Source organism: Pantoea sp. DY-15 (assembly GCF_019795935.1).
Lineage (GTDB): Bacteria > Pseudomonadota > Gammaproteobacteria > Enterobacterales > Enterobacteriaceae > Pantoea > Pantoea leporis.
On record NZ_JAIMIF010000002.1, the window covers coordinates 202,468 to 228,508 of the forward strand.

Sequence of the window (26,041 nt, forward strand, 5' to 3'; positions counted from 1 at the left end):
CCAAAACCTATGCAATACGAAGACCTTTATCGCCGTATCGGCCAGATCATCTTTAGCTGTGGCCCGCAAGGTGCGCGGGAATTGATCGTTCAGGCTGAACTGTTTGCGGACGATGATGGCGGGCAGTTTCAGTTCGATTACATCGATGAAAACGGCGAACCGGATTGGTTTGAACCCGATGCGCGCGCGATAGGCGATCTCTCGGAGGCGCTGAAAGATTTTCAGCAGTACTTCGTGGATAACAATATGACCAACGGTCTGCCAGTGTGGCGTAAATGCGCGATAAACCTCAACGTGCAGGAAGAAGCCATCAGCATCGACGTGCAGTACGACTAAGTTCCGCGGCATCCTTGCCTGGAAGTCATGCGTTACGAACGTAACGCCACCATCTCCTCGTTTTTCCGCGCCACGCGTTTGCGATGCACAATACGGCTGGCGGCGACGACACCCAGCGTCAACAGGCCGGTGGCGATAATCTCTGGACGGTGTTGTTGGTTGAAAAGCATGGCAACCAACACGCCAACGATGAACACCATCGTCGCCCACGTCAGGCCAGGGAACAGCCACATGCGATAGCTGAGGATTTCACCGCGCGCTTCGCGCTTTTTACGCAGCAACAGATGAGACGCGGCGATCACCAGATACACCAGCAACGCGATGGCGCCGGAACTGGCGAGCAGGAACTCAAATACTGCGCTCGGCGCCAGATAGTTAGCGATCACCGCGAGGAAGGCCGCCGCCGTGGAGAGCAACACCGCTACCCACGGCGTGCCGCTGCGTGTAGTGCGCGACGCGACGGCAGGCGCATCTTCACGACGTGAAAGCGAATAGATCATGCGCGATGCGGTATACAGCGCAGAGTTGAGACAGCTACACACCGCAATCAACACCACCACATCAACGATCTGCTTAGCGTAAGGCACGTTCATCATCTGCATCGCTGTCTGGTAAGAACCGGCTTTCATCAGCGACGGCGTATTCCACGGCACCAGCGCTACCACGATGAAGATCGACAGCAGATAGAACAGCGCGATGCGCCAGATCACCGAGTTGGTGGCCTGGGTGATTTGTTTCTTCGGCTCGCGCGATTCGGCGGCGGCAATAGTGACAATCTCGGTGCCCATAAAAGAGAACATGGTCGTGAGGATCGCCGCCAGCACCGCGCCGATGCCGTTAGGCATAAAGCCTTGCGTGTCATACAGATGTGAGATCCCCTGCGTGCTGCTGCCCGGCATCAAACCAAACACCGCTAAGCTACCCGCGCAGAGAAATGCGACAATCGCCACCACTTTCAGCAGGGCGAACCAGAATTCAAACTCGCCATAGTTCTTCACACTGAAGAGGTTGCTGATGGTCAGGAATGTGGTGATCGCCAGCGTGTATTCCCACACCGGAACCTGCGGAAACCACGAATGCAGAATGGTGCCAGCGGCATTGGCTTCCAGCGGGATCACTAACACCCAGAACCACCAGTAAAGCCAACCGATGGTGAAGCCGGCCCAGCGGCCCAAAGATTTGTCGGCGTAGGTGGAGAATGAGCCGGAATCCGGTGACGCCACCGCCATTTCTGCCAGCATGCGCATAATCAGCACCACCAACGCGCCCGCGGCGATGTAGGCCAGCAGTACCGCCGGACCGGCTTCGGCGATCGCATGGCCAGAACCAACAAACAATCCGGCACCAATCACGCCGCCAATCGATAACATCCGTACATGGCGCGGCTTCAGGCCTTGCGCCAGTACATCGGCATTCTGTGAACTCATCAATATTTCTCCAAAGCGTCTCTCAGGCCGCGCCAAGCGCTGCCGGGTTACAACAGGTGAGAAGCCCAGCCCGCCGCGCGAGCTGGGTAGATTGTTACGAATCGGCGTGTTGACTCAGCACGCTGCTGAGGATCTCCAGCGCCTGGCCGAACTGCGCATCAGGAATGGTGAGCGGATAGAGGAAGCGGATGACATTACCCTGCGGGCCGCAGGTGAGCAGCAGCAGCCCACGCGCCATCGCGTGTTGCTGGATGGTTTGCGCGGTTTGCGCGCTGGCGAACTCCACCGCAATCATCGAGCCAAGGCCGCGAATGTCGGTAATGGACGAACACTGGCTGCACGCGCTGTGCAGGAAGTCGGTTAACTGCGCGCCGAGTTGTTGAGAGCGTTCGCACAGCTTCTCGTCGGCGATCACGTCCAGCACCGCATGCGCCGCGGCAATCGCCAGCGGATTGCCAGCGTAGGTGCCGCCCAAGCCGCCCGGACCCGGCGCATCCATAATCTCGGCGCGGCCGCTCACCGCCGATAACGGCATGCCGCCCGCGAGACTTTTCGCCATGGTGATGAGATCCGGTTTCACCGCATAGTGATCCATCGCAAACAGTTTGCCGGTGCGGGCAAAGCCGGTTTGTACTTCATCGGCAATCAGCAAAATGCCGTGCTCATCTGCCAGCGCCCGCAAACGGTTGAAGAATTCAGGCGGCGCGACGTGGAAGCCACCTTCTCCCTGAATTGGCTCCAGCACGATGGCGGCAACATCCTGTGGCGCGATGTCCTGAGTGAAGATGTCCTGCAAGCTGGAGAGCGCATCATCAACGCTGATGCCGGTCACGCTGTTGGGATAGCGCGCGTGCCATATCGATGCGGGCATCGGGCCGAAGTCGCGTTTGTAGGGGGCCACTTTGCCGGTCATCGCCATGGTCATAAAAGTACGACCGTGGAACGAGTTGCCGAAGGTGATGATGCCGTGACGACGCGTTGCCGCTCGCGCCACTTTCACCGCATTTTCTACCGCTTCTGCGCCGGTGGAGAAGAAGGCGGTTTTAGCTTTACCGGCGATTGGCACCACGCGATTAAGGCGTTCCGCCAGCGCCACGTAGCTCTCATACGGCGTCACCTGGAATGCGGTATGGGTAAATTTCTCTAACTGATCGGCAATCGCCTGCACGATGCGCGGATGGCGATGACCGGTGTTCAGCACCGCGATGCCGCCAGCGAAATCGATCCAGCTGTTGCCTTCACCATCGCGCAGCGTGGCGTTCTCCGCGTGCTCTACGTACCACTGACAAAGATTGCCGGTGCCGCGTGGCAGGGCATCATCTTTACGTTGCTGCAACTGGCTGTTTTTACCTTCCATAACCTTTCCTTAGCGATAAGCGTCTTTACAAATCACGACAAACACGCTTATTTATGCCTGCGCTGAGCTATCTTGCCAGAGCCACTTTCAGTGAAAAGAGGGGAGCCAATTGCGAAGTTTGTACGCCGATCATGTATTAGAGCGCATGCAGTTTATGCCGGAAGGAACGTTGCAGCAGCGTTTGCTGAGCTGCATGCAAGCCGCTATCGCAGAAGGCATTTTTCCTCGTGCCACGCGCTTGCCCGCCACGCGCGATTTGGCGCGCGAGCTATCGGTATCGCGCAACACGGTGTTGAACGTGTATGAGAATTTGATGGCGCAAGGCTACGTCACAGCGCGAACCGGCAGCGGTACATGGATTGTAGAAAATTTGCCGGAGGGATCGCTAAACACGCCGCGCAATGTGGCGACTAACGAACCCTTAACTGCGAAACCGGCGGCGATTTCCAAACGCGGCGCGTCGCTGCTCGGCCATGCCAATGCGTCGCCTTATCAGTGGGGCGCTTTTGTGCCTGGCGCGCCGGATGTTACAAAGTTCCCGCATAAACTCTTCAGCCAAATTCAGGCGCGTTTGAACCGTGAACCGGATATCGAACGGCTGATTTACAGCAGCAACGGCGGCTGTGCACAGCTGCGAGCCGCGCTGGCAGAGTACCTGAGCGTGGCGCGTTCAGTACGCGCTGATGCCGACCAAATCATCATCACCGAAGGGATTCATCAGGCGGTGGATTTGGTTTCGCGCGTGCTGTGCGATCCCGGCGATCAGGTGTGGATCGAAGAACCTGGTTATTGGGGGACGCGCAATCTGCTACGCATCAACGGACTGAAAATCAATGCGATTGCGGTGGACGAGCAGGGATTGATCCCCGATTTACCACCGCGCAGTCGCGCACCAAAGATGATTTTCGTGACACCGTCACACCAATATCCGCTGGGCGTGCATCTCAGCCTGGAACGGCGTAAGCAGCTGCTCGATCTGGCGCGCAAACACAAAACCTGGCTGGTGGAAGATGATTACGACAGCGAGTTTCGTTTCTCCGGCCAGCCGTTCCCGTCGTTGCAAGGCTTTGAGCCGGATGCGCCGGTGATTTATATGGGCACTTTTAGCAAGACGCTCTATCCGGCGCTGCGTCTCGGTTATCTGGTGGTGCCAAAAGCGCTGGCGCAGCCGCTGCGTGTGGCGGCGGCGGAACTCTATCGCGGCGGGCATTTGCTGGTGCAGCGCGCGCTGGCAGAGTTCATCCAAAAAGGGCATTACATGTCGCACATTCGCCGCATGCGCAAGCTCTACAGCCAGCGGCGGCGCTTTATGGTGAGCCTGATTGAGCGTTATCTGGGCGCCGATTTTCTGCCGGTAGTGAATCATGAGGCGGGATTGCACCTGGTAATGAATCTGCCAACCGGCTGCGACGATGTGGCGGTCGCCGCGCTGGCGCTACGGCGCGGCGTTAAGGTGCGGCCGTTGTCGCAATATTATATGCATCCGCAGGAGCGGCGCGGCCTGCTGTTGGGTTTTGCCTGCGTCGATGAGCGGCAGTGTCAGGATGCGTTTGGTACGCTGAAAGGATGTTTGGCGGAGATGGGGATTATTTGAGGCGGAGGTCGCCATAAATGGCGACCCTACAACGGCCGCATCGTCTTCGTAGGGTCATCATTTATGGCGACCTGGTCAACCTATGGCTGAGCAATGCTATCTAAACGCTGCAGAATTTCTGGCGTAAGTGTCACTTCGCTACTCGCCAGGTTCTGCTTCAGGTGCTCCGGCGATGACGTGCCCGGAATCAGCAGAATATTAGGCGAACGCTGCAGCAGCCACGCCAGCGCCACCTGCAGCGGCGTAGCATTGAGCTCATTCGCTACCTCGCTCAGCTGATCCGATTGCAGTGGTGAAAATCCGCCGAGTGGGAAAAACGGCACATAAGGAATGCCTTGCGCTGCCAGCTGATCAAGCAGCGCCTCATCCTGACGATTGGCCAGATTATAGAGATTTTGCACGCAGGCGATCGGCGTCATCGCTTGGGCATCGGCCACCTGTTTAGCAGTCACGTTGCTCAGACCAATGTGTCGAACCAGCCCGCGCTCTTTTAGCTTGATCATCGCTTCAACCTGCGGCTCCAGCGAACCTTCTTTCGGTCCGTGCACGTCCAGCATCGAACGCAGATTCACCACTTCCATCACATCAAGCCCTAGATTGCGCAGGTTATCTTCCACCGCTTGCGTTAGCGCTTCTGGCGTGAATGCCGGTAACCAGCCGCCTTTATCGTTGCGGCGCGCGCCCACTTTGGTGACGATAACCAGATCGTCGGCGTAAGGATGTAACGCTTTTTTAATCAGCTGATTGGTAATGTGCGGACCGTAGAAGTCGCTGGTATCAATGTGATTTACGCCTGCTGCGACCGCATCGCGCAGCACCTGCAAAGCACGCGCTTCATCTTTCGGCGGACCAAACACGCCGGGACCGGCTAACTGCATGGCACCGTAACCGAGTCGTGCAACCTGGCGGTCGCCAAGGGTGTAAGTCAATGCTGGATGAGACATGGAAAGCTCCTTCGTCAGTGTGTGGTTAGATTGTAATCGCCAAAACGCTGTGCAACTATCCGTACAAATTGGGACACAGTGTACGAGGTAGCGAACAATGGCATTGGATATCGCCTTGTTGCACGCGGTGGTGGCGGTGGCCAAAGCGGGCGGGTTTCGCGAGGCGGCGCGCATGACCGGCAGTAATCCGTCGCGCTTGAGCGATGCGGTGCGGCGTGCCGAAGAGCAACTTGGCGTGCGGTTGTTTAATCGCACCACGCGCACCGTGGCGTTAACAGAAGCCGGCAGGGTGCTGATGTCGCGCCTGCTTCCGGCGATGAACGAAGTGGATGCGGCGCTGGATGCGTTGAACACGTTCCGCGATACGCCGGGCGGCACCTTGCGCTTAAATGTGCCGGTGAGCGCCGCACGCATTGTGTTACCGGCGATTGTGCCGGGATTTCTAAAGCGCTATCCCGATATCCAGCTGGAAGTGGTGGCGGAAAGTAATGTGCAGGATGTGTTCCGCGATAGCTGTGATGCCGGCATTCGTTACGACGATCATCTGGAGCAGGATATGGTGGCGCTGCCGATCGGTCCGCGCACCCAGCGTTTTGCGTTAGCGGCGTCACCCGCGTATCTGGCGCAGTTCGGTACGCCGCAGCATCCGCGTGACTTAGTGCAGCATCGCTGTTTACACGGACGCTATGCGACCGGCGTGATTGCCGAATGGGAATTCACCTACGGCGAGGAAACCGTGCGTTTGCAGCCGAAAGGGCCGCTGATTTGCAGTATCGGCGCGGCGATGGACTTGACGGTGGAAGCGGCGATCGCCGGCTGCGGCGTGGTTTATCTGTTTGAGGATTGGATCAAACCGGCGCTGAGTAATGGCAGCCTGCAGCCGATTCTGCCGGATTGGTGGCAAAGCTTCTCCGGCCTTTGGCTCTATTACAACGATCGTCGGTTGATCCCGGCGCCGCTGCAGGCGTTTCTGGATTATGTGCGCGAACTTAATGCGCAGACGATAGCGGGTTAACCAACAACCCAGACATCAGCAAACGGAAAGCGTCCACAGCGCGTGGCAAAGCTGCGATCGGCTCGTCAGATGCCGCTATCCACAGCGCAGCATTCAGCGCTGCACCATTGATCAGTTGCGCGGCGGCTTCAGTATCCACCGGTTTCACCGTACCTTCTTCAATGAGTATTGCCAGCATATCTGCAGTCGTACGCAGGCATGCTGTTTGATTTGGCCACTGCGAGGGATCGCCTAACACCGCTGGGCCATCCAGCAGCATGATGCGCTGTACTTCTGGCTCGAGAGACATCTCAATATAGGTTATGGCTTCGGCGAGAAAAGCATGCCATTTAGAGGTGAATTGCTGTCCTGCAGCATGCATTTGGTCGAGTAACTCTGCATCAATTTGCTCAATAACGGCCCGCAATAACCCTTTTTTATCGCCAAAATTATGATAAAGCGCACCCCGTGTAAGACCTACTGCTGCGGTTAAATCATCCATTGATGCTGCGTTATAACCTTTCTCCGCAAAAGCACGTCGTGCCGCTTCGATCAGTTTGCCTCGTGTCTCTTCCACCTGTTCTGCTCGCCGTCTGGCTGCCATATCTTCCTCACAAATTGGTATTGACATACGTTACGTATGTTATCCATATTAATACATACGCAGCGTATGTTAAAGCGCTTCCGATCTAGCTAACCGGGTTACACCTTATTTCCCATCAGGAGAGAAATTATGAGCAAACGCGACGCTGTATTTCCAGCAGGAAGACAATCTTTGTATGAGATAAACAGCTATTCGGCAGCGATACGTTCTGGTGATTTACTATTTGTTTCCGGGCAGGTCGGCAGCCGGGAGGACGGTTCTGCAGAGCCGGATTTTGTGCTCCAGGTTAATCTTGCGTTCGAGAATCTACAAGCGGTGCTGGAAGCGGCGGGATGTACGTTAGATGACGTGGTGGATGTCACCTCGTTTCATACCGATCCGGAAAATCAGTTTTCCACAGTGAATGAGGTGCGATTGCGCTATTTTGGCGAGCCACCGTATCCAAACTGGACGGCAGTAGGCGTGAACTGGCTGGCAGGATTTGATTTTGAAATCAAAGTCATTGCGCGCATCCCACAATAATTACGGATCAAGCCTTTGTAGGGTCGTCATTCATGACGACCACCCGCAAAAGCCAATAAAAAAGCCGATAACCGTTGCCAGTTATCGGCTTTATCACATCACAGGTAATTATGCGTTCAGCAGCTGATTCGCCGTTTTCTCAACCAGCGCCAGCAGGACTTTAACATCTTCCAGCGTGACGGTTGGGTTCAGCAAGGTCAGCTTCAGGCAGGTTACGCCCTGATTCTCGGTCACACCCACGTTGGCGCGGCCAGAATCCAGCAGCGCATCGCCGATACGCTGGTTGAACAGGGCAATCTGAGCGGTATCGGTCAGTTGCTCTGGACGATAGCGGAACAGCACGCTAGCCAGCTGAGGCTGCATAACCAGCTCGAGGCGTGGTTCAGAGGTGACATATTTCGCCACTTCCTGCGCCAGCGTGACACCGTGATCGATGATCGCCGCGTACTGTTTCTGACCCAGCGCTTCCAGGCCCATCCACAGTTTTAACGCATCGAAACGACGCGTGGTCTGCAGGGATTTGGATACCAGATTCGGCACGCCGGCCTCTTCATCAAACTCAGAGTTCAGGTAAGCCGCCTGATAGCGCATCAGCTCGTAATGACGCTCATCTTTCAGCAGAAACGCACCGCAGCTGATGGTCTGGAAGTACTGTTTGTGGAAGTCCAAAGTGACAGAATCCACCAGCTCCAGGCCATCGAGGTAGTCGCGATACTTCTCGGACAGCAGCAGTGCGCCGCCCCAGGCTGCATCAACGTGTACCCAGATGTTGCGCTCGGCAGCAATGCCGGCAATTTCACGCAGCGGATCGATAGCACCGGCATCGGTGGTACCGGCGGTCGCCACGATCGCCAGGATCTGTTCGCCGTTAGCGTCGGCCTGCGCCAGTTTGGCTTTAAGGTCTGACACGTCCATTCGGGCGAACTCATCAGACTTCACCTGCACCACAGACTGATAGCCGTGTCCAAGCAGCGCCATGTTCTTCTGTACGGAGAAGTGCGCGTTTTCAGAACACAGCACTTTGATCTTACGCAGATCACCAGTGATCCCGTGCTGCTGCACCGAGTGACCCTGACGCTGATAGAAGGCGTCGCGTGCCAGCATCAGACCCATCAGGTTGCTCTGGGTGCCGCCGCTGGTGAACACACCGGCGTCGCCAGCCGGATAACCCACTTGCGCACGCAGCCATTCGATCAGTTTGATCTCAATGATGGTGGCAGAAGGGCTCTGATCCCACGAATCCATACTCTGATTGGTGGCGTTGATCAGGACTTCTGCCGCCTGACTTACCACCAGACTCGGGCAGTGCAGATGCGCTACACATTGTGGGTGATGCACTGAAAGACTGTCTTTCAGGAAATATTCAATCGCGCGTTCAATCGCGGCCTGGTTACCCAGGCCGTTTGGATTGAAGTCGAGCGTGATACGCTCGCGCAGTTCGGCAACGCTTTTGCCTTGATACATCTCAGGCTGTTGCAGCCACTGCACAACCGCGGCGCTGCTCTGGGCAATCGCCTGCTGATACGCCTCAATGCTCTGTGCAGAGGCGGCCAGAATCGGGTTTACTTCAGACATTTACTCTTCCAATCAAACAGGTTTGACGCCAGCGCCAATCAGCGCCTGCTCAAATTTATCCAGGAAAATCGCCAGCTCATCGTTGGTGATCAGCAGTGAAGGCAGCAGACGCAGAACCGCGCCATGGCGGCCACCGCGCTCCAGAATCAGACCTGCTTCGAAGCACTTCTTCTGCAGCAGCGCAGAGAGTTCGCCGTCAGCCGGGAAGCTGCCCATGTGATCGGCCGCTTCGTTCGGTTTAACGATCTCAATACCGATCATCATGCCGAGACCACGAACGTGACCAATTACCGGGAAGCGTTTCTGCATCGCGGCCAGCTGCTGTTTCAGCCATTCACCCTGCGCGGCCACTTTGCCTGCAATATCCTGCTCTTTGAGGATTTTCAGCGTGGTCAGGCCGGTAGCCATCGCCAGCTGGTTGCCACGGAAGGTGCCGGTGTGATGACCCGGTGACCAAACGTCGAACTGCTTTTTGATGCCCAGCACAGCCAGTGGCAGACCGCCACCCACAGCTTTAGACATCACGATGATGTCTGGCTCGATGCCGGCGTGTTCGAAGGCGAAGAATTTGCCGGTACGGGCAAAGCCAGCCTGAACTTCGTCGAGGATCAACAGAATGCCGTGTTCCTGCGTCACTTTACGGATGCGCTGCAGCCACTCAGCGGGTGCTGGGTTCACGCCGCCTTCGCCCTGAACGGCTTCGAGGATTACTGCAGCAGGCTTACGCACGCCGCTTTCCACGTCGTTGATCAGGTTGTCGAAGTAATAGGTCAGCGCTTTCACGCCAGCTTCACCACCGATACCCAGCGGGCAACGATACTGATGCGGATAAGGCATGAACTGCACTTCTGGCATCATGCCATCAACCGCTTCTTTCGGTGCCAGGTTACCGGTGACGGACAGCGCGCCGTGCGTCATACCGTGATAACCGCCAGAGAAGCTGATCACGCCGCTACGGCCAGTGGCTTTCTTCGCCAGTTTCAGCGCGGCTTCAACCGCATCGGCACCCGAAGGGCCGGTGAACTGCAGGCAATAATCTTTACCCTGGCCTGGCAGCAGCGAGAGCAGAGACTCAGAGAACTGATCTTTCAGTGGAGTAGTCAGATCAAGAGTATGTAACGGCAAGCCGCTGGTAATGACATTTTGAATGCTCTGGAGAACATCAGGATGGTTGTGACCCAGTGCCAGCGTCCCTGCGCCAGCCAGACAGTCAAGATATTGTTTATTCTCAACATCTGTGATCCACACGCCATGGGCTTTAGCGATAGCTAAAGGCAATTTGCGCGGGTAACTCCTGACGTTAGATTCAAACTCAGCCTGACGGGCTAAGAATGCGTCGTTATTTCCGTTGAATGCATTGGCACCAAAACTATCAATACGGACTTTATCCGTCATCATATCTCTCCTTCAACCGGGGCACGTAAGGCTCGCCAATTGACTAATTGAACAAAAAAGTAACAGCTGTGAAAAAACGCGGCCAATATAGAGCCTTTTGACCTACATCACAATGATTAATTTTGTTTAGATTTGTTTACTCTTTCCATATATGAATCAGGGCGTTGGCCAGAAATTGGCCACTTAATTTCGCACCGCAGTTGGGGTGGTTAAAAAATAATAGAATGAATAAAGAGACTTATAGCCGCTAAGGCGATCCACGGACCAAAGGCGATGGCGTGATTGAGCTCGCGCTGCCCGCTAACTCTGGAAATCAAAACACATAAAATAGCGCCGCCCGAAGCCAACAAAAGCACCCAGGGTAAAAGCTTCCAGCCCAACCATGCGCCTATTGCCGCCAGCAGTTTTGCATCGCCCATCCCTAATGCCTCAATGCCTCTAATCCATTGATATAAAATCGATAGCGCCCACAAAACGCCATATCCCGCGATTGCTCCCCATACCGCTTCATATAATGAGCCGGGTAGCCATCCCATCGTTTTAAACAGCAGTGCAGTCCAAAGCAATGGCAGCGTAATCACATCCGGTAAGAGCAGATGTTCGAGGTCGATGAAGGCTAATGCCGTTAACGCCCAGAACAATATGAGCGCGCCCAGCAACTGCATACTGACTGGCATCAGCCAGATAAGCAGCAGCGTCAGAAGCGCGGTAATTATCTCCACCTGTGGATAACGCTCGCTGATTTTACAATGGCAATAACGGCATTTACCGCGTAACAGTAACCAACTTATGAGCGGAATGTTGTCGCGCCAGCGCAGCGCGGTGATGCATTGGGGGCAGTGAGAGGGCGGATAACACACATTTAGCGCAGTGTTCGGGTGCACTATTTGCAATGGCAACCGCGAGATCACCACGTTAAGAAAGCTGCCTACGGCCAATCCTAATAGGCCACTAATTAAGCCATATACGTATTCCATTACTCATACCTCGCGCCATCCCGGCTTGTCGTTGCCAGGACATTACGCCAAAGCGAGGAGAGGTGCGAGAGGTAAAAGGGCGTTACAGCGGTTTACATCGGGATTGCAGAGCGGGCTCCAGAAATGGAGTGGAGAAGATTAAGCCTGCTGCTTAAACAGTTGAATCGCTTCTTGCACGTTGCTGGTATTAAGTGACATCACGCGGTCATTATTCAGGAACACATCGTAGTGACCGGCGTTATAGCGGAAAACATACAGATCGCCGCGATAGCGCAATCCTTTGGTTTTCACCCCAATATGGTGGCGGCGCAGCGCTGCCTGAGAAAGTCTGTCAGTAGCCGTACTCATCGCATTATCCTCCAGACGTTATAAGACATATCCTGACTTAGTATAGGGTCAAAACCTTAATTTAACCTTAAGAAGTGTGCTGGTTCATGATGATAAACCGGCAAATTTGTCCCTTCCTCTACCAATCCTCAACGTGTCAGAAAAAGCCGACTTAGTACCCTCCTCATTTAATGTTGCGTTAAGTTAACCCGCGTATTTTGGAATAAATGGCCGTTAAATAGTGCTTAATTCCAAGGTAACATTATGAATTTTTTACCATTCTCACGTCCCTCGTTGGGCGAGGAAGAGTTAGCCGCCGTTAAATCGGTGTTTGAGTCGGGTTGGATCACCACCGGCCCGAAAAATGCCGAACTGGAAGAGGCTTTTTGCCAGCTCACCGGCAATCAGCATGCGATTGCCGTCAGCTCTGCCACGGCGGGCATGCACGTCACGCTGCTGGCGCTGGGCATCCAGCCCGGCGATGAAGTGATCACGCCATCACTGACCTGGGTTTCCACCATCAACATCATCACGCTGCTCGGTGCGACGCCGGTGATGATCGATATCGATCGCGACACCTTGATGGTAACGCCGGAGCTGATTGAAGCGGCGATCACGCCGCGTACGCGCGCCATCATTCCGGTGCATTACGCTGGCGCGCCCGCCGATATAGATGCCATTCGCGCTATTGGTGAGCGTCATGGCATTCCGGTGATTGAAGATGCGGCGCACGCCGCAGGCTGTTATTACAAAGAAAAGCACGTTGGCCAGCAGGGCGCGGCGATCTTCTCCTTCCACGCCATCAAAAACATGACCTGCGCCGAAGGTGGCTTGATTGTCACCGATGATGCGGCGTTGGCCGACCGCATGCGCAGTCTGAAATTCCACGGACTTGGCGTCGATGCGTACGATCGCCACACGCACGGCCGCAAGCCGCAGGCCGAAGTGATCATGCCGGGTTTCAAATACAACCTGCCAGATATCAGCGCCGCAATTGCTTTGGTGCAGCTGAAAAAGTTGCCCGCCATCAATCAGCGCCGCGCGGCGATTGCGCAGCGCTATCTCACGGAACTGGCGAATACGCCGTTTCTGCCGCTGGCGCAGCCAAAATGGGCGCATCAGCACGCGTGGCATCTGTTCATTATTCGCGTTGATGAGGCGCAATGCGGCATCAGCCGTGATGCGCTGATGGAAACCTTGAAAGCGCAGGATATCGGCACCGGGCTGCATTTCCGTGCCGCGCACACCCACAAATATTACCGCGAACGCTATCCGCAGCTCTCACTGCCGCACACCGAATGGAATAGCGATCGCATCTGCTCAATCCCGTTGTTCCCTGATATGCGCGATGAAGATGTCACGCGCGTGATTAGCGCATTACGTCATATCGCTGGAGTTTGACATGCTGGAAGAAAAAGCCATTCGCAAAGTCTCCGTGGTGATCCCGGTCTACAACGAAGAGGAGAGCCTGCCGGAACTGGTGCGTCGTACTGATGCGGCCTGTGCGGGATTAAATCTGGCGTACGAGATTCTGCTGGTCGATGACGGCAGCAGCGATCGCTCAGGCGAGATGATTGCCGATGCCGCCGATATGCCGGGCAGCCATGTGGTTGGCGTGTTGCTGAACCGTAATTACGGCCAGCACTCGGCGATCATGGCTGGCTTCAGCCACGTCAGCGGCGATTTAATCATCACGCTGGATGCCGACCTGCAAAACCCGCCGGAAGAGATCCCCAATCTGGTCAAAGCCGCGCAGCAGGGTTACGACGTGGTGGGCACCGTACGTCAAAACCGTCAGGACAGCTGGTTCCGCCGCCGCGCCTCACGCACCATCAATCACCTGATTCAGCGCGTCACCGGCAAAGCAATGGGCGATTACGGCTGCATGCTGCGCGCTTATCGCCGCCATATCGTCGATGCGATGCTGAACTGCCACGAACGCAGCACTTTTATTCCGATCCTCGCTAACACCTTTGCGCGCCGCACCATTGAGCTGCCGGTGGCGCACGCCGAGCGCGAATTTGGCGATTCGAAGTACAGCTTTATGCGGCTGATTAACCTGATGTATGACCTGGTCACTTGCCTGACCACCACGCCGCTGCGCTTGCTGAGCATCGTCGGCAGCCTGATTGCGCTGGCCGGTTTTGCCTTCTCGCTGATTCTGATTGTGCTGCGTCTGTTCCTCGGCGCGGCATGGGCCGGTGATGGCGTGTTCCTGCTGTTCGCGGTGCTGTTTATTTTTGTCGGCGCGCAGTTCATCGGTATGGGATTACTCGGCGAATACATCGGCCGCATTTACAACGACGTACGCGCCCGTCCGCGCTACTTCATCCAACGTGTGATTCACCCACAGCAAAACGCCTCATCTGTACAGGAAATTGAGCAATGAAAACTGTCGTCTTCGCCTACGCCGAAATGGGCTGTGCGGGTATTTCTGCACTTCTGAACGCTGGCTATGAAATCAGCGCTATTTTCACCCACTCAGACACAGGAACTGAGAGCCACTTTTTCGACTCCGTTGCGCGTTTAGCCGCTGAGCAGGGCATTCCGGTCTATGCGCCGGAGGATGTCAATCATCCGCTGTGGGTCGATCGCATTAAAACCTTGGCGCCAGATTACATCTTCTCCTTCTATTACCGCGCTTTGTTGAACGACAGCATTCTCGGCAGTGCGCGTCTCGGGGCCTTTAACCTGCACGGTTCCCTGCTGCCCAAATATCGTGGCCGCGCGCCGCTGAATTGGGTGCTGGTCAATGGCGAAACCGAAACCGGCGTTACGCTGCACCGCATGGTGAAACGCGCCGATGCCGGTGACATCGTGGCGCAACAGCGCGTGGCGATTGACGAGCAGGACAACGCGTTAACGCTGCATCGCAAGCTGGTTGCCTGTGCAACGCAGGTGCTGGAAGGCGCATTACCGGCGGTGAAACGCGGCGATATCGCTACCACGCCACAAAATGAGCGCGAAGCCACGGTTGTGGGTCGTCGCACGCCGGAAGATGGCCGCATTAAATGGGAACAACCGGCGCAGACGGTCAACAATCTGGTGCGCGCGGTGACCTATCCGTGGCCCGGCGCGTTCGCCTATGCCGGAACGGTGAAATTCGTGGTGTGGAAAAGTCGCGTATACAGCACTAAACATCAGGCCAAACCGGGTACCGTGCTTTCTGTTGAGCCATTCCTGATCGCCTGCGCTGAAGGCGCGCTGGAAGTGGTGACCGGTCAAAGCGATAACGGCGTGTTTATGAACGGCAGCCAGCTGGCGCAAAACCTCGGCATGGTGAAAGGCGCTTTGCTCTATTCACAGCCGGTGGCGGCGGTGAAACGTCGTACGCGCGTGCTGATCCTCGGCGTGAACGGTTTTATCGGTAACCACCTCACCGAACGTCTGCTGCAGGATGATAACTTCGAAGTGTACGGTTTAGACATCGGTTCTGACGCCATCAGCCGTTTTCTCGATCAGCCGCGCTTCCACTTTGTCGAAGGCGACATCAGCATTCACTCAGAATGGATCGAGTATCACATTAAGAAGTGCGATGTGGTGCTGCCGCTGGTCGCTATCGCTACACCGATTGAGTACACCCGCAATCCGCTGCGCGTGTTTGAACTCGATTTTGAAGAGAATCTCAAAATCATTCGTGACTGCGTGAAGTACAAAAAGCGCATCATTTTCCCATCGACTTCCGAAGTGTACGGCATGTGTACCGATCAGCATTTCGATGAGGATCACTCCAATCTGGTAGTGGGGCCGATCAATAAACAGCGCTGGATCTATTCGGTTTCTAAACAGCTGCTGGACCGCGTAATTTGGGCTTACGGTGAGAAAGAAGGGCTGCGCTTTACCTTGTTCCGTCCGTTTAACTGGATGGGACCGCGCCTTGATAACCTCAATGCCGCGCGTATCGGCAGCTCTCGTGCTATCACGCAACTGATCCTCAATCTGGTGGAAGGTTCACCGATTAAGCTGATTGATGGCGGCGCCCAGAAGCGCTGCTTCACCGATATTCGCGACGGCATTGAAGCACTGTTCCGCATCATCGAGAACAAGCAGAACAACTGCGATGGCCAGATCGTCAACATTGGTAATCCGGAAAACGAAGCCAGCATCAAAGAGTTGGCCGAGCGTCTGCTGGCGAGTTTTGAACGTCACCCGCTGCGCAGCAACTTCCCGCCGTTTGCCGGTTTCCGTGAAGTGGAGAGCAGCAGCTATTACGGTAAAGGTTATCAGGACGTGGAACACCGCAAGCCGTCGATCAAAAACGCACGTCGTCTGCTGGACTGGACGCCAACCGTAGAGATGGATACCACCATCGATAACACGCTGGACTTCTTCCTGCGCACCGTCGAGCTACAGGATAAACCATGAAGAAAGTCGGTTTGCGTGTCGATGTCGATACCTGGCGCGGCACCCAACTTGGCGTGCCGGCGTTACTGGAGCAATTCAGTTTGCATCAGCTGCAGGCCAGTTTTTTCTTCAGCGTTGGTCCGGACAATATGGGGCGCCACTTGTGGCGCCTGTTAAAACCGCGTTTCCTGTGGAAAATGCTGCGGTCGCGCGCCGCAACACTCTACGGCTGGGATATTTTGCTGGCCGGCACCGCCTGGCCGGGACGTCAGATTGGTCGCGGTCTGGAGGAGATCATCAGCGCCACCGCCGATCATCATGAAGTCGGTTTGCATGCGTGGGATCACTTTGCCTGGCAAACCTGGGCGGGCGTGTGGCCGCAAGAGAAACTGGTTGAGCAAATTGCGCGCGGTAAACAGGTGCTGGAAGCGATAATCGGTGACAATGTCACCTGTTCAGCGGTGGCGGGCTGGCGCGCCGATGGCCGCGTGGTGGCTGCCAAGCAGCAGTTTGGTTTCAGCTACAACAGCGATTGTCGCGGCAGCGGTCCATTTATACCGATTCTAAGTGATGGCAGTCCCGGCACGGTACAAATCCCGGTGACCTTGCCGACCTGGGATGAAGTGGTTGGGCAATCGGTGAGCGCGGAAGGTTTTAATGACTTCATCCTCAAGCAGATCCATGCCGCAAGCGGTTCGCCGGTTTACACCATTCATGCCGAAGTGGAAGGGATTGTCGGGCTTGAGGCGTTCGCCGATCTGCTGAGGCGTGCGGAGCAGCAAGACATTCAGTTCTGTCCGCTCAGCGCCTTGTTACCCGACGATCTCACTACGCTGCCACAGGGCAATATCGTACGCGGGCATATTCCCGGACGTGAAGGCTGGCTAGGCTGCCAGCGTTAATTTTACAGGAACCACGGATGCGTACAGGCACTAAAACCGCGTTACTTATCGCGCTCTTCGCGCTGTTTTACCTGATGCCAATTGAGTTCCGCGCCTTATGGCAGCCGGACGAAACCCGCTATGCCGAAATCAGCCGGGAAATGCTGTTTAGCGGCAATTGGGTGGTGCCGCATTTCTTCGATCTGCGCTACTTCGAGAAACCGATTGCCGGTTATTGGGTCAATAACCTCGGCCAGTTGCTGTTTGGTCACACCAACTTTGGCGTGCGCGCCGGTTCGATATTCAGCACCACGTTGAGCGCGGTATTGCTTTATTGGCTCGGCATGCAGATGTTCGCCAGCCGTAAAATCGCACTGAGCGGCAGCATCATTTTTCTCACCTCGTTGCTGGTGTACGGCGTCGGCACGTACGCGGTGCTCGATCCGATCCTGATGCTGTGGCTGGTCGCGGCGATGTGCAGTTACTGGCTGGCGTCGCAGGCCAGCAGCACGCGGCAACGATTGATCGGATATGTGTTGCTGGGTGCGGCCTGCGCGATGGGCTTTATGACCAAAGGCTTTCTCGCGCTGGCGGTACCGGTGCTGGCGATTCTACCTTGGGCCATCTGGCAACGTCGCTTTGGCGAATTGCTGCGTTGGGGACCGCTGACGATGGTGGTCGCCGCCTTGCTTAGTTCGCCGTGGGCGCTGGCGATTCATCAGCAGGAAGGCGATTTCTGGCACTATTTCTTCTGGGTCGAGCATATACAGCGTTTCGCCGAGTCGGACGCGCAGCACAAAGCGCCATTCTGGTATTACATTCCGGTGCTGTTGGCAGGCTGTTTGCCGTGGCTGGCGCTGCTGCCGGGATCGCTGGTTGGCGCGTGGCGTCAGCGCAGCCAGCAAGCCGGGCCGATCTATTTATTGAGCTGGGTGTTGCTACCGCTGCTGTTTTTCACCATCGCTAAAGGCAAATTGCCGACCTACATTTTGCCGTGTTTCGCACCGCTGGCGCTGCTGATGGCGCATTACGCACACAGCGGTTCGGCGCAGGTGATTAAAGCGCTGAAGGTAAATGGCTGGATCAACCTGCTGTTCGGTTTGATCACCACCATAGTGGTTTTAGTGGTGCTGGCACCGTGGGGCGTTGCGCATCGTCCGGTTTATAGCGCTGACGAATGGATGGGCGTGATCTGCGCGGCGCTCTCCTTAATCGGATGGGGCGTGATGGGCTGGCTGAGCCGCAAGCCGGAGAACGGTCGCTGGCAGTTAGCCGCGCTTTGTCCGCTGGCGCTGGCGTTGTTGGTCGGCTTTGCCATTCCTGACAAGGTGCGCGATTCCAAGCAGCCACAAAGTTTTGTTAGCGCGGTACACGATCAGCTGGCGGATAGCCGTTATCTGCTGGCCAACAATCCTGGCGTGGCATCGGCGGTTGCCTGGGAACTGCAGCGCAGCGACATCAATTTCTACGATGCCAAAGGTGAGTTGCAGTATGGCCTGAGCTACCCGGATGCACAGTCACACTATATTGATGCGGATAACTTTGCCGACTGGCTGCGCGTGCATCGTCGTCTGGGCAAGGTTTCACTGGTGTTGATGATGAATTCCAGCGATAGCACGCCGGATAAAAACCTGCCGGAACCGGATGATGTCTATCGTCAGGGCCGCCTGGTTTACTACGGCTATGATGCTAAACCATGAATCTGCTGCTGATTTTACTGGTGAGCGTGCTGAGCTGTGCCGCCCAGCTGTGTCAAAAGCAGGCGGCCCATCTCGGTATCAAAAAGGGGATTTCCTGGCTGGCGCTCAGCATCCTGCTGCTCGGTATCGGCATGCTGCTGTGGCTGGCGGTGCTGCGCGTGGTGCCGGTAAGCGTGGCCTATCCGATGTTGAGTCTCAACTTTGTGTTGGTGGCCATCGCCGCGCGGCTGATCTGGCGTGAAACTTACAGCGTGCAGCAGTGGATCGGCACGCTGGCGATTGTTGCTGGCGTGGCGCTGATGGGAAGTCATCTATGAAAGGCGTGATGCTGGCGCTGTGCAGCGTGTTGCTGGTATCGCTGGCGCAGCTGGTGCTGCGGTTGGCGATGCTGGATTTCCCGCCATTAAGCGAATTGCTGAGTGTGCAGCACTGGAAAGCGCTGCTGCTGTTGGCGATGGGCCTCGGGGCGTATGCGCTGTCGATGTTGTGCTGGTTGCTGGCGCTGCGCCAGCTGCCGCTTAACCGGCTCTATCCGCTGCTCAGTTTAAGCTATGTGCTGGTGTGGCTGGCCGCGATTTCCTTGCCGATTTTGGGCGAAACCTTCCGCTGGAGTAGCTTTGCTGGCGTGGTGCTGATTGTGTTTGGCTTGCTGCTGGTTTCGCTGCCGCGCCGCAGGTGAATATTCGTCACGGCATGGCCTGTCTGTGAGGTCGCCATTAATGGCGACCCTACGGAAAACGAATAGGTTAATTGACCAACCGCAAATGCCTTTCCCCTAAATCCGCCAGCGACGCCGCACCTAACATGCCTAAATCGCGGCTCACCTCGCTGGTAATCAAATCAATGGCTAAATTGACACCCGCCAAACCGCCCACCGCACAAGCATAATTAAAAGGCCGCCCGACAAAACAGGCTTGCGCGCCCAGCGCGATGGCTTTAATGGCGTCGGTGCCGCGGCGAATCCCGCTATCAAACATCACCGTCATTTCACCGGCCGCTTCGACGATTTCCGGCAGCACATACAACGGTGGGATCACCGTATCCAGCTGTCGCCCGCCGTGATTGGAGACCACAATGCCGTCGATGCCGATGGCTTTACAGCGCAGCGCATCTTTGCGGCTGAGAATGCCTTTAATCACCATCGCGCCGGGCCAGCGCGCGCGGATATGCTCGATATGCTGCCAGGTTAAGTGGCTGCGGCCGCTGAAATCCCGCACCGCGTTTTTCGAAAACAGCGGCGCGCCACGTTGCGCATTATTGTTCTCAAAATAGGGCATGCCGCTTTTCAGCAGTGTTTTAAATAAAGTTCCAGTTAACCAGCGCGGATGCGTAATGCCTTGCCACGCCAGACGCAGGCTGGGACGGAACGGCGTGGCAAATCCGGCGCGCACGTTGTTTTCCCGATTGGCTTTAACCGGCGTATCCACGGTGATCACCAGCACCGGGATGGCGGCACGCTTGACGCGATCGATCAGCGCATCAATCTCTTCCAGCGTTTTCGGCAGATACGCCTGGAACCACATATCAGGATTCACCTGCACCACATCCTCCAGCCGCGTCAGCGAGGAGCCGCTCATGATAAACGGCACCTTCTTCTCCTTCGCCGCGCGGGCCAGCGTGCAATCTCCGTCAAAACCGGTCAACGCCGAGATGCCCATCGGCGCGATGCCAACCGGCGCCGCGTAGCGCTGCCCAAACAGCTCAACCCCAATGCTGCGCTGCGACACATCCACCATGTTTTCCGGGATCAGACTGTAGCGCGCGTAGGACGCCAGCGTGTTGCGCAGCGCGATATTGTCCTCGACGCCGCCAGAGACATAGGCGAACAGCGGATGCGGCAGATAACGTTGGGCGTACTTCTCGAAGTCGTTCAGGGATAGGCAACGCGACTGCATATTGCGCATGAAGGTGATGATCCAGTTGGCGAGTCGGCAGTGGAAAAGCAAAGAAATCAATGCTATTGCACGCGCGGGGTTTTACAAATCTATAATTCGGCAATGTTAATGCGATATTTGCATATAGACGGTCGCCATAAATGGCGACCCTACGGATTTAATATCACCTTACACCTAGGGTCGCCATTCATGGCGACCTTTCTAATTACCTTGATGAATCCTGCCTAAATAAAAAATCTCCCTGATGCAATTCCATCAAAATAAAAATCCCAAAATGCTTGAACTCACACTTCGGAAAACAAATTCCAAATAAAAATTAACATGAAATAAAAACACCGTTAGCGTGAACGCTCTGTTTTGTTCTGCCGTATTTCCTTAATTGTTTTTCACCAGGAGGTATTATGGAAAGAGAACTTTATATATCCACCAACACCGCTTCCGGCCCCAATAGCACCACGCGCACCGAGCCATTTGTTAAAATTATTGCGCTGGTCGCCACGCTGGGTGGATTGCTGTTCGGCTACGATACCGGCGTGGTATCGGGCGCTTTACTCTTTATGCGTGACGATCTGCAACTCACGCCTTTTACCACCGGATTAGTCACCAGTTCACTGCTGTTTGGCGCTGCTTTTGGCGCGCTGCTCGCTGGTCATTTCGCGGACGCGCTGGGACGCCGCAAGATCATCATTTCTCTGGCCTTTATTTTTGCCCTTGGCGCCATCGGTTCGGCCTTCGCGCCGGATGTCATCTCAATGATCGCTTCACGTCTGTTCCTCGGTATCGCCGTCGGTGGCGCAGCGGCCACGGTGCCGGTATATATCGCGGAAATCGCTCCTGCGAACAAGCGCGGTCAACTGGTCACATTGCAGGAGCTGATGATTGTTTCAGGTCAGCTCCTGGCGTACGTTTCCAACGCCACTTTCAACGAAATCTGGGGCGGAGAGCACACCTGGCGCTGGATGATCGCCATCTCAACTGTACCCGCGGTTTTACTTTGGTTTGGCATGATCTTTATGCCCGAAAGCCCGCGCTGGCACGTGATGCGCGGTAATAACAACGAAGCGCGCAAAGTGCTGGAGAAAACCCGCGCGGCGGATGACGTCGATTGGGAGCTGGAAGAGATCGAAGAAACCATCGAAGAGAACCGGCAACAGGGCAAAGGCCGCTTGCGCGATCTGCGAACGCCGTGGCTACGCAAAGTGTTCTTGCTCGGCATCGGCATTGCAGCAATTCAGCAGTTGACCGGCGTCAACACCATTATGTATTACGCGCCGACCATGCTGACGGCAACAGGCTTGAGTAACGATGCCGCGCTGTTCGCCACTATCGCTAACGGCGTAATTTCGGTGCTGATGACGCTGGTCGGTATCTGGATGATCGGCAAAATCGGCCGTCGTCCGCTGGTGTTGGTTGGACAGATGGGCTGTACTGCGTGCCTGTTCTTTATCGCGGCGGTGTGCTTCTTCATGCCGGAATATCACTCGGCAGGCGACGTCAATCTGCTGCGCGCCTATCTGGTGCTGGCGGGTATGTTGATGTTTCTGTGTTTCCAGCAAGGCGCGCTGTCGCCGGTTACCTGGCTATTACTTTCTGAGATATTCCCGGCGCGTATGCGCGGCATTTGCATGGGCGGCGCGGTGTTTGCGCTGTGGATAGCGAACTTCGCCATTTCGATGGCGTTTCCGCTGCTGCTGGCGGCGTTTGGCCTGGCCGGAGCCTTCTTAACTTTTGCGGTGATTGGTATTGGTGGATCGATGTTCGTGTTGCGCACCATCCCGGAAACCAAAGGGCGCAGCCTGGAGCAGGTCGAGCACTATTTCCATGAGTTGTATAAATGATGTTGCGTTGATGTAAATCAATCAAAGTTCTGGCAGAGCAGCAAAACAACATCGCTTACTATCGCAAGATATCGACGCGACATGACAAAACAGAAGCTAATAAATATTACTCTTTCAGGATAGAACACACCATGACCTACAAAATAAGCCATGACCGACTCTGCGTTAATCGTAAAATCGCGCCTAATCTTAGTCTCGAGCGTTTTTTCTCGCTGGTTGAAAAGCTGGGGTTAAATAAAGTCGAAATCCGCAATGATATGAAAAGTGGTAGCGTGACCGATAATTTAACAGGCGAAGAAGTTCGCCATCTCGCGACTCAGCATGCTTTTACCATTGAAACTATTAATGCGGTTTATCCGTTTAACCAATTAAGCGATGACGTGCTGGAGAAAACGCGCGCTTTATTAAAAGACGCGCGTGCCACCGGTGCGAAAGCGTTAGTCCTTTGCCCACTGAATGACGGCACCGTTATTTCCCAGCAGCAAACCGTCGATGCGTTAAAAACGCTGGCGCCACTGTTTGCCGAATATGGCATTGCCGGTCTGGTGGAGCCGCTCGGTTTCCCGCAAAGCTCGCTGCGTTCAGCGGCTCTGGCACAGCAGCTGATCAAACAAGCCGGCGCGCCGTTCAAAATCGTACTGGATACCTTTCACCATCATTTGTACGAAGGCGCTGAACAAGACTTTGCCGGCGGCGTCGACGTCAACAACATCGGGCTGGTGCATCTGTCCGGCGTGACTGACGCACGTCCAACGCATCAGTTAACCGACGAAGAGCGCATCATGCTGAGCGCCGACGATCTGCTGAAATCGAAACAGCAAGTGCAGCGTCTGGAAGAGATGGGCTATCGCGGCATCTACGCTTTCGAACCGTTTTCATCGGTGATGGATAACTGGAGCGAAGAACAAATTGCTCATGAAATCCAATCCAGCATTGCTTATCTGAATAACTAAGGAACACTTCCATGACGCTCAATATCGGTGTAATTGGCACTGGCGCGATCGGTCGCGAACACATTCGTCGTTGTAGCCAGGTGCTGCAACATTCGCGCGTAGTGGCGCTGAATGACATCAACCGCAGCAACTGCGAGCAGATCATCCGCGATCTCGGCATTCAGGCGGAGATTTACGACAACGCACATGATCTGATTAACGCGCCAGAGGTGCAGGCGATTCTGGTTACCTCGTGGGGCCCAACCCATGAAGAGTTTGTGCTGGCAGCGATCAAAGCCGGCAAGGCGGTTTTCTGCGAAAAGCCGCTGGCGGTCACCGCGCAGGGTTGTATGAACATCGTGGAAGCGGAAATCGCCGCTGGTAAGCAGCTGGTGCAGGTGGGCTTTATGCGTCCTTACGACGCGGGCTACCGCGCGCTGAAGGCGGTGATTGATAACGGTGACATCGGCGAACCGCTGATGCTGCACTGCGCGCATCGCAATCCCGAAGTCGGCGATTCCTACACTACTGATATGGCGATCACCGATACGTTGATTCATGAGCTTGATGTGCTGCGCTGGTTGCTGAAAGATGATTACGTCAGTGCGCAGGTGATCTACCCGCGCTCAACCAGTAAAGCCGCTTCGCATCTGAAAGATCCGCAAATCGTGCTGCTGGAAACCGCCAAAGGCGTGCGCATCGACGTCGAAATCTTCGTTAACTGCGCTTACGGCTACGATATTCAGTGTGAAGTGGTCGGCGAAAGCGGCATTGCCCGTCTGCCTGAACCGATGTCGGTACAGACGCGCAGCGCGGCCAAACTCTCCACCAGCATTCTTACCGACTGGAAAAAGCGTTTCATCGATGCCTATGACGTGGAGTTGCAGGACTTCATCAATAACGTGTTATCGGGTGAAATGACCGGCCCGTCTGCGTGGGATGGCTTCGCTGCGGCGGTTGCTGCCGATGCCTGTGTTGCGGCGCAAAAATCCGGAGACATCGTACCGGTCACTATGCCAGTGAAACCGGCGTTTTATAACTAAGTTGTTTTTCCTTCCTTAAACGCGCGTCAGGTTGAACTGGCGCGCGTATTATCGCGTATCACACTCTCTTCTCAGCGTTTTCCCGTGTATCATCGCCGCCTTTAAGATGTTTTGTAGGGAATAAGTGATGACGGAGATGACATTGTCCCGCCGCCAGCCTTCGGTATGGTGGGGCGCGATGATTATTTGCGGCACCGTGGTGGGCGCAGGGATGTTTACGCTGCCGGTGGTGATGGCGGGCGCGTGGTTTGGCTGGGCGATAATGTTACTGCTGATCAGCTGGGGCGGCATGTTGCTGTCCGGCTTGTTGTTTATGCGCGTCAGCCTCACGTATCCGCCGGGCGCAGGTTACGACACTTTAACCAAAGATTTGCTTGGACGCGGCTGGGCGGCGCTGAACGGCCTCAGCATCTTATTCGTCCTTGGCATCCTGACATACGCCTACATTTCAGCCAGCGGTCCGGTCTATCAGCACTCAGTCAGTCAGTTGGGATTACCCATCTCAACCGCAGAAGCCAAGGTGTTGCTGACGCTATGCGTCGCCGTCGTCGTTTGGCTCGGTACGACGGGCGTCAGCCGTTTGATGACCTTCTGCGTGCTGGCGAAAATTCTGCTGTTGATCGTGCTGTTTGGTGGCCTTCTGACGCAGGTGAACGTGCCGTCGTTACTGAGCGGACCCGCAGCCGGTGAACGTTACTGGCCTTATGCACTCGGCGTGCTGCCGTTTTGTCTCGCTTCGTTTGGTTACCACGGCAACATCACCGGTCTGGTGAGTTATTACGGCGGTAATAAGCAAAACACCACGCGCGCTTTGGTGTTGGGAACGCTGCTGTCGCTGGCGTTGTATCTGTTTTGGCTGACCAGCACCATGGGAAATCTACCGCGTGCCGCGTTTCCTGAGATTGTGAAGCAGGGCGGCGACATCGCTGCGCTGATGGCGGCGCTGCGTGCGCATCTGCACGTCAATGCGCTGGCGCTGATGATGTCGATCTTCTCGCATTTCGCCGTGATTGCCTCATTCCTTGGCGTCACCGCCGGTCTGTTTGATTTCATCGCCGATCGTCTGGGATTCGGGAATTCATCCGTCGCACGCCTGAAAACCGCCAGCCTGACTTTCCTGCCGCCGTTACTTGCCTCGATTTGGTGGCCGAATGGCTTTGTCGCCGCGATTGGTTTTGCCGGACTGTTTGCCACCTTGTGGGCGGTGATCATCCCCGCGCTGCTGGCATGGAAATCTCAGCAACGCTGTTCGCTGGCCGTGGCTTTTCTGTTGGTGTTTGGCGCGATGAATATACTGGCCTGGCTGCTGAGCTGGTTTGGGGTGTTGCCGGAATTTGGTGGCCGATAAGAGAGAAA

The 26,041-nt window shown here is 55.6% G+C and carries 24 protein-coding genes; 15 read left to right on the plus strand and 9 right to left on the minus strand.

Annotated elements, in window-relative coordinates; translation table 11 throughout:
• Positions 1 to 9 precede the first annotated feature (9 nt).
• Entirely contained in the window at positions 10 to 336 is a 327-nt protein-coding gene (locus tag K5Y32_RS09610; protein WP_101761446.1) for a hypothetical protein, read from the plus strand.
• Positions 337 to 368: 32 nt separating this feature from the next.
• Here the strand turns inward: K5Y32_RS09610 and gabP are convergent, their stop codons facing one another.
• Entirely contained in the window at positions 369 to 1,763 is a 1,395-nt protein-coding gene (gene gabP / locus K5Y32_RS09615; RefSeq protein ID WP_222183203.1) for a GABA permease, read from the minus strand.
• Between the two features lie 94 nt (positions 1,764 to 1,857).
• Positions 1,858 to 3,120 carry a 4-aminobutyrate--2-oxoglutarate transaminase gene (gabT, locus tag K5Y32_RS09620; RefSeq protein ID WP_222183205.1) on the minus strand — a complete coding sequence of 421 codons (1,263 nt, stop codon included), beginning with the start codon at positions 3,118 to 3,120 and terminating at the stop codon, positions 1,858 to 1,860.
• A gap of 109 nt (positions 3,121 to 3,229) precedes the next feature.
• Between gabT and K5Y32_RS09625 the strand changes: the two genes are divergently transcribed.
• Positions 3,230 to 4,714, plus strand: coding sequence for a PLP-dependent aminotransferase family protein (locus K5Y32_RS09625; RefSeq protein ID WP_222183207.1), 1,485 nt, complete (start codon positions 3,230 to 3,232; stop codon positions 4,712 to 4,714).
• A gap of 80 nt (positions 4,715 to 4,794) precedes the next feature.
• Here K5Y32_RS09625 and K5Y32_RS09630 read toward each other — a convergent pair whose 3' ends face one another.
• A complete protein-coding gene (locus K5Y32_RS09630) occupies positions 4,795 to 5,658 on the minus strand; it encodes an aldo/keto reductase family oxidoreductase (RefSeq protein WP_222183209.1) in 864 nt (287 codons plus the stop codon).
• A gap of 97 nt (positions 5,659 to 5,755) precedes the next feature.
• Here K5Y32_RS09630 and K5Y32_RS09635 point away from each other — a divergent pair, with 97 nt between their 5' ends.
• On the plus strand, positions 5,756 to 6,673 hold the full coding sequence (locus K5Y32_RS09635) for a LysR family transcriptional regulator (protein ID WP_222183211.1): 918 nt from the start codon (positions 5,756 to 5,758) through the stop codon (positions 6,671 to 6,673).
• On the opposite strand, the gene K5Y32_RS09640 is transcribed toward K5Y32_RS09635, so the two are convergent.
• On the minus strand, positions 6,648 to 7,256 hold the full coding sequence (locus tag K5Y32_RS09640; RefSeq protein WP_222183213.1) for a TetR/AcrR family transcriptional regulator: 609 nt from the start codon (positions 7,254 to 7,256) through the stop codon (positions 6,648 to 6,650). The two genes, K5Y32_RS09635 and K5Y32_RS09640, sit on opposite strands and share 26 nt — an antisense overlap.
• A 129-nt stretch (positions 7,257 to 7,385) precedes the next feature.
• Here K5Y32_RS09640 and K5Y32_RS09645 point away from each other — a divergent pair, with 129 nt between their 5' ends.
• The gene (locus K5Y32_RS09645) at positions 7,386 to 7,778 is read left to right on the plus strand and encodes a RidA family protein (RefSeq protein WP_222183214.1); all 393 of its coding nucleotides are present in this window, start codon (positions 7,386 to 7,388) and stop codon (positions 7,776 to 7,778) included.
• A gap of 108 nt (positions 7,779 to 7,886) precedes the next feature.
• Here the strand turns inward: K5Y32_RS09645 and K5Y32_RS09650 are convergent, their stop codons facing one another.
• The 4 genes from K5Y32_RS09650 to K5Y32_RS09665 form a co-directional block, all read right to left on the minus strand.
• Positions 7,887 to 9,353 carry an aspartate aminotransferase family protein gene (locus tag K5Y32_RS09650; RefSeq protein ID WP_222183216.1) on the minus strand — a complete coding sequence of 489 codons (1,467 nt, stop codon included), beginning with the start codon at positions 9,351 to 9,353 and terminating at the stop codon, positions 7,887 to 7,889.
• Positions 9,354 to 9,365: 12 nt separating this feature from the next.
• Positions 9,366 to 10,751 (minus strand): diaminobutyrate--2-oxoglutarate transaminase, encoded by a 1,386-nt coding sequence (locus K5Y32_RS09655; protein ID WP_110866938.1) that lies wholly within the window; start codon positions 10,749 to 10,751, stop codon positions 9,366 to 9,368.
• A gap of 206 nt (positions 10,752 to 10,957) precedes the next feature.
• A complete protein-coding gene (locus K5Y32_RS09660; RefSeq protein WP_222183218.1) occupies positions 10,958 to 11,725 on the minus strand; it encodes an A24 family peptidase in 768 nt (255 codons plus the stop codon).
• A 138-nt stretch (positions 11,726 to 11,863) separates the two neighbouring features.
• Complete coding sequence (locus K5Y32_RS09665) at positions 11,864 to 12,073, minus strand: hypothetical protein (protein WP_101761453.1); 210 nt, start codon at positions 12,071 to 12,073, stop codon at positions 11,864 to 11,866.
• Positions 12,074 to 12,316: 243 nt separating this feature from the next.
• Between K5Y32_RS09665 and arnB the strand changes: the two genes are divergently transcribed.
• Genes arnB through arnF form a run of 7 tightly spaced genes read left to right on the plus strand, consistent with a single transcriptional unit; the run spans position 12,317 to position 19,656 of the window.
• Positions 12,317 to 13,453 (plus strand): UDP-4-amino-4-deoxy-L-arabinose aminotransferase, encoded by a 1,137-nt coding sequence (arnB, locus tag K5Y32_RS09670; protein ID WP_222183220.1) that lies wholly within the window; start codon positions 12,317 to 12,319, stop codon positions 13,451 to 13,453.
• Between the two features lies 1 nt (position 13,454).
• Positions 13,455 to 14,441, plus strand: a complete 987-nt coding sequence (arnC, locus tag K5Y32_RS09675; RefSeq protein WP_176971959.1) for an undecaprenyl-phosphate 4-deoxy-4-formamido-L-arabinose transferase — start codon at positions 13,455 to 13,457, stop codon at positions 14,439 to 14,441.
• A complete protein-coding gene (gene arnA / locus K5Y32_RS09680; protein WP_222183222.1) occupies positions 14,438 to 16,417 on the plus strand; it encodes a bifunctional UDP-4-amino-4-deoxy-L-arabinose formyltransferase/UDP-glucuronic acid oxidase ArnA in 1,980 nt (659 codons plus the stop codon). The genes arnC and arnA overlap by 4 nt, the downstream gene beginning before the upstream one ends.
• Positions 16,414 to 17,298 carry a 4-deoxy-4-formamido-L-arabinose-phosphoundecaprenol deformylase gene (gene arnD, locus K5Y32_RS09685; RefSeq protein WP_222183224.1) on the plus strand — a complete coding sequence of 295 codons (885 nt, stop codon included), beginning with the start codon at positions 16,414 to 16,416 and terminating at the stop codon, positions 17,296 to 17,298. Before arnA ends, arnD begins: the two co-directional genes overlap by 4 nt.
• Positions 17,299 to 17,315: 17 nt before the next feature.
• On the plus strand, positions 17,316 to 18,977 hold the full coding sequence (gene arnT / locus K5Y32_RS09690; protein ID WP_222183226.1) for a lipid IV(A) 4-amino-4-deoxy-L-arabinosyltransferase: 1,662 nt from the start codon (positions 17,316 to 17,318) through the stop codon (positions 18,975 to 18,977).
• Positions 18,974 to 19,294 (plus strand): 4-amino-4-deoxy-L-arabinose-phosphoundecaprenol flippase subunit ArnE, encoded by a 321-nt coding sequence (gene arnE / locus K5Y32_RS09695; RefSeq protein ID WP_101761459.1) that lies wholly within the window; start codon positions 18,974 to 18,976, stop codon positions 19,292 to 19,294. Before arnT ends, arnE begins: the two co-directional genes overlap by 4 nt.
• On the plus strand, positions 19,291 to 19,656 hold the full coding sequence (gene arnF, locus K5Y32_RS09700; RefSeq protein ID WP_222183228.1) for a 4-amino-4-deoxy-L-arabinose-phosphoundecaprenol flippase subunit ArnF: 366 nt from the start codon (positions 19,291 to 19,293) through the stop codon (positions 19,654 to 19,656). The genes arnE and arnF overlap by 4 nt, the downstream gene beginning before the upstream one ends.
• Positions 19,657 to 19,723: 67 nt before the next feature.
• On the opposite strand, the gene K5Y32_RS09705 is transcribed toward arnF, so the two are convergent.
• Positions 19,724 to 20,881, minus strand: coding sequence for an alpha-hydroxy acid oxidase (locus K5Y32_RS09705; RefSeq protein WP_222183238.1), 1,158 nt, complete (start codon positions 20,879 to 20,881; stop codon positions 19,724 to 19,726).
• A gap of 392 nt (positions 20,882 to 21,273) precedes the next feature.
• Here K5Y32_RS09705 and K5Y32_RS09710 point away from each other — a divergent pair, with 392 nt between their 5' ends.
• The 4 genes from K5Y32_RS09710 to K5Y32_RS09725 all read left to right on the plus strand — a co-directional run bounded on the left by K5Y32_RS09710 (position 21,274) and on the right by K5Y32_RS09725 (position 26,033).
• Positions 21,274 to 22,710 carry a sugar porter family MFS transporter gene (locus tag K5Y32_RS09710; protein WP_222183240.1) on the plus strand — a complete coding sequence of 479 codons (1,437 nt, stop codon included), beginning with the start codon at positions 21,274 to 21,276 and terminating at the stop codon, positions 22,708 to 22,710.
• 131 nt (positions 22,711 to 22,841) lie between these two features.
• A complete protein-coding gene (locus K5Y32_RS09715) occupies positions 22,842 to 23,663 on the plus strand; it encodes a TIM barrel protein (RefSeq protein WP_222183241.1) in 822 nt (273 codons plus the stop codon).
• Between the two features lie 11 nt (positions 23,664 to 23,674).
• Positions 23,675 to 24,685: a Gfo/Idh/MocA family protein gene (locus tag K5Y32_RS09720; protein ID WP_222183243.1), complete on the plus strand. Its 1,011-nt coding sequence runs from the start codon at positions 23,675 to 23,677 to the stop codon at positions 24,683 to 24,685.
• Positions 24,686 to 24,812: 127 nt separating this feature from the next.
• Positions 24,813 to 26,033 (plus strand): aromatic amino acid transporter, encoded by a 1,221-nt coding sequence (locus tag K5Y32_RS09725; RefSeq protein ID WP_222183245.1) that lies wholly within the window; start codon positions 24,813 to 24,815, stop codon positions 26,031 to 26,033.
• Positions 26,034 to 26,041: the final 8 nt, after the last annotated feature.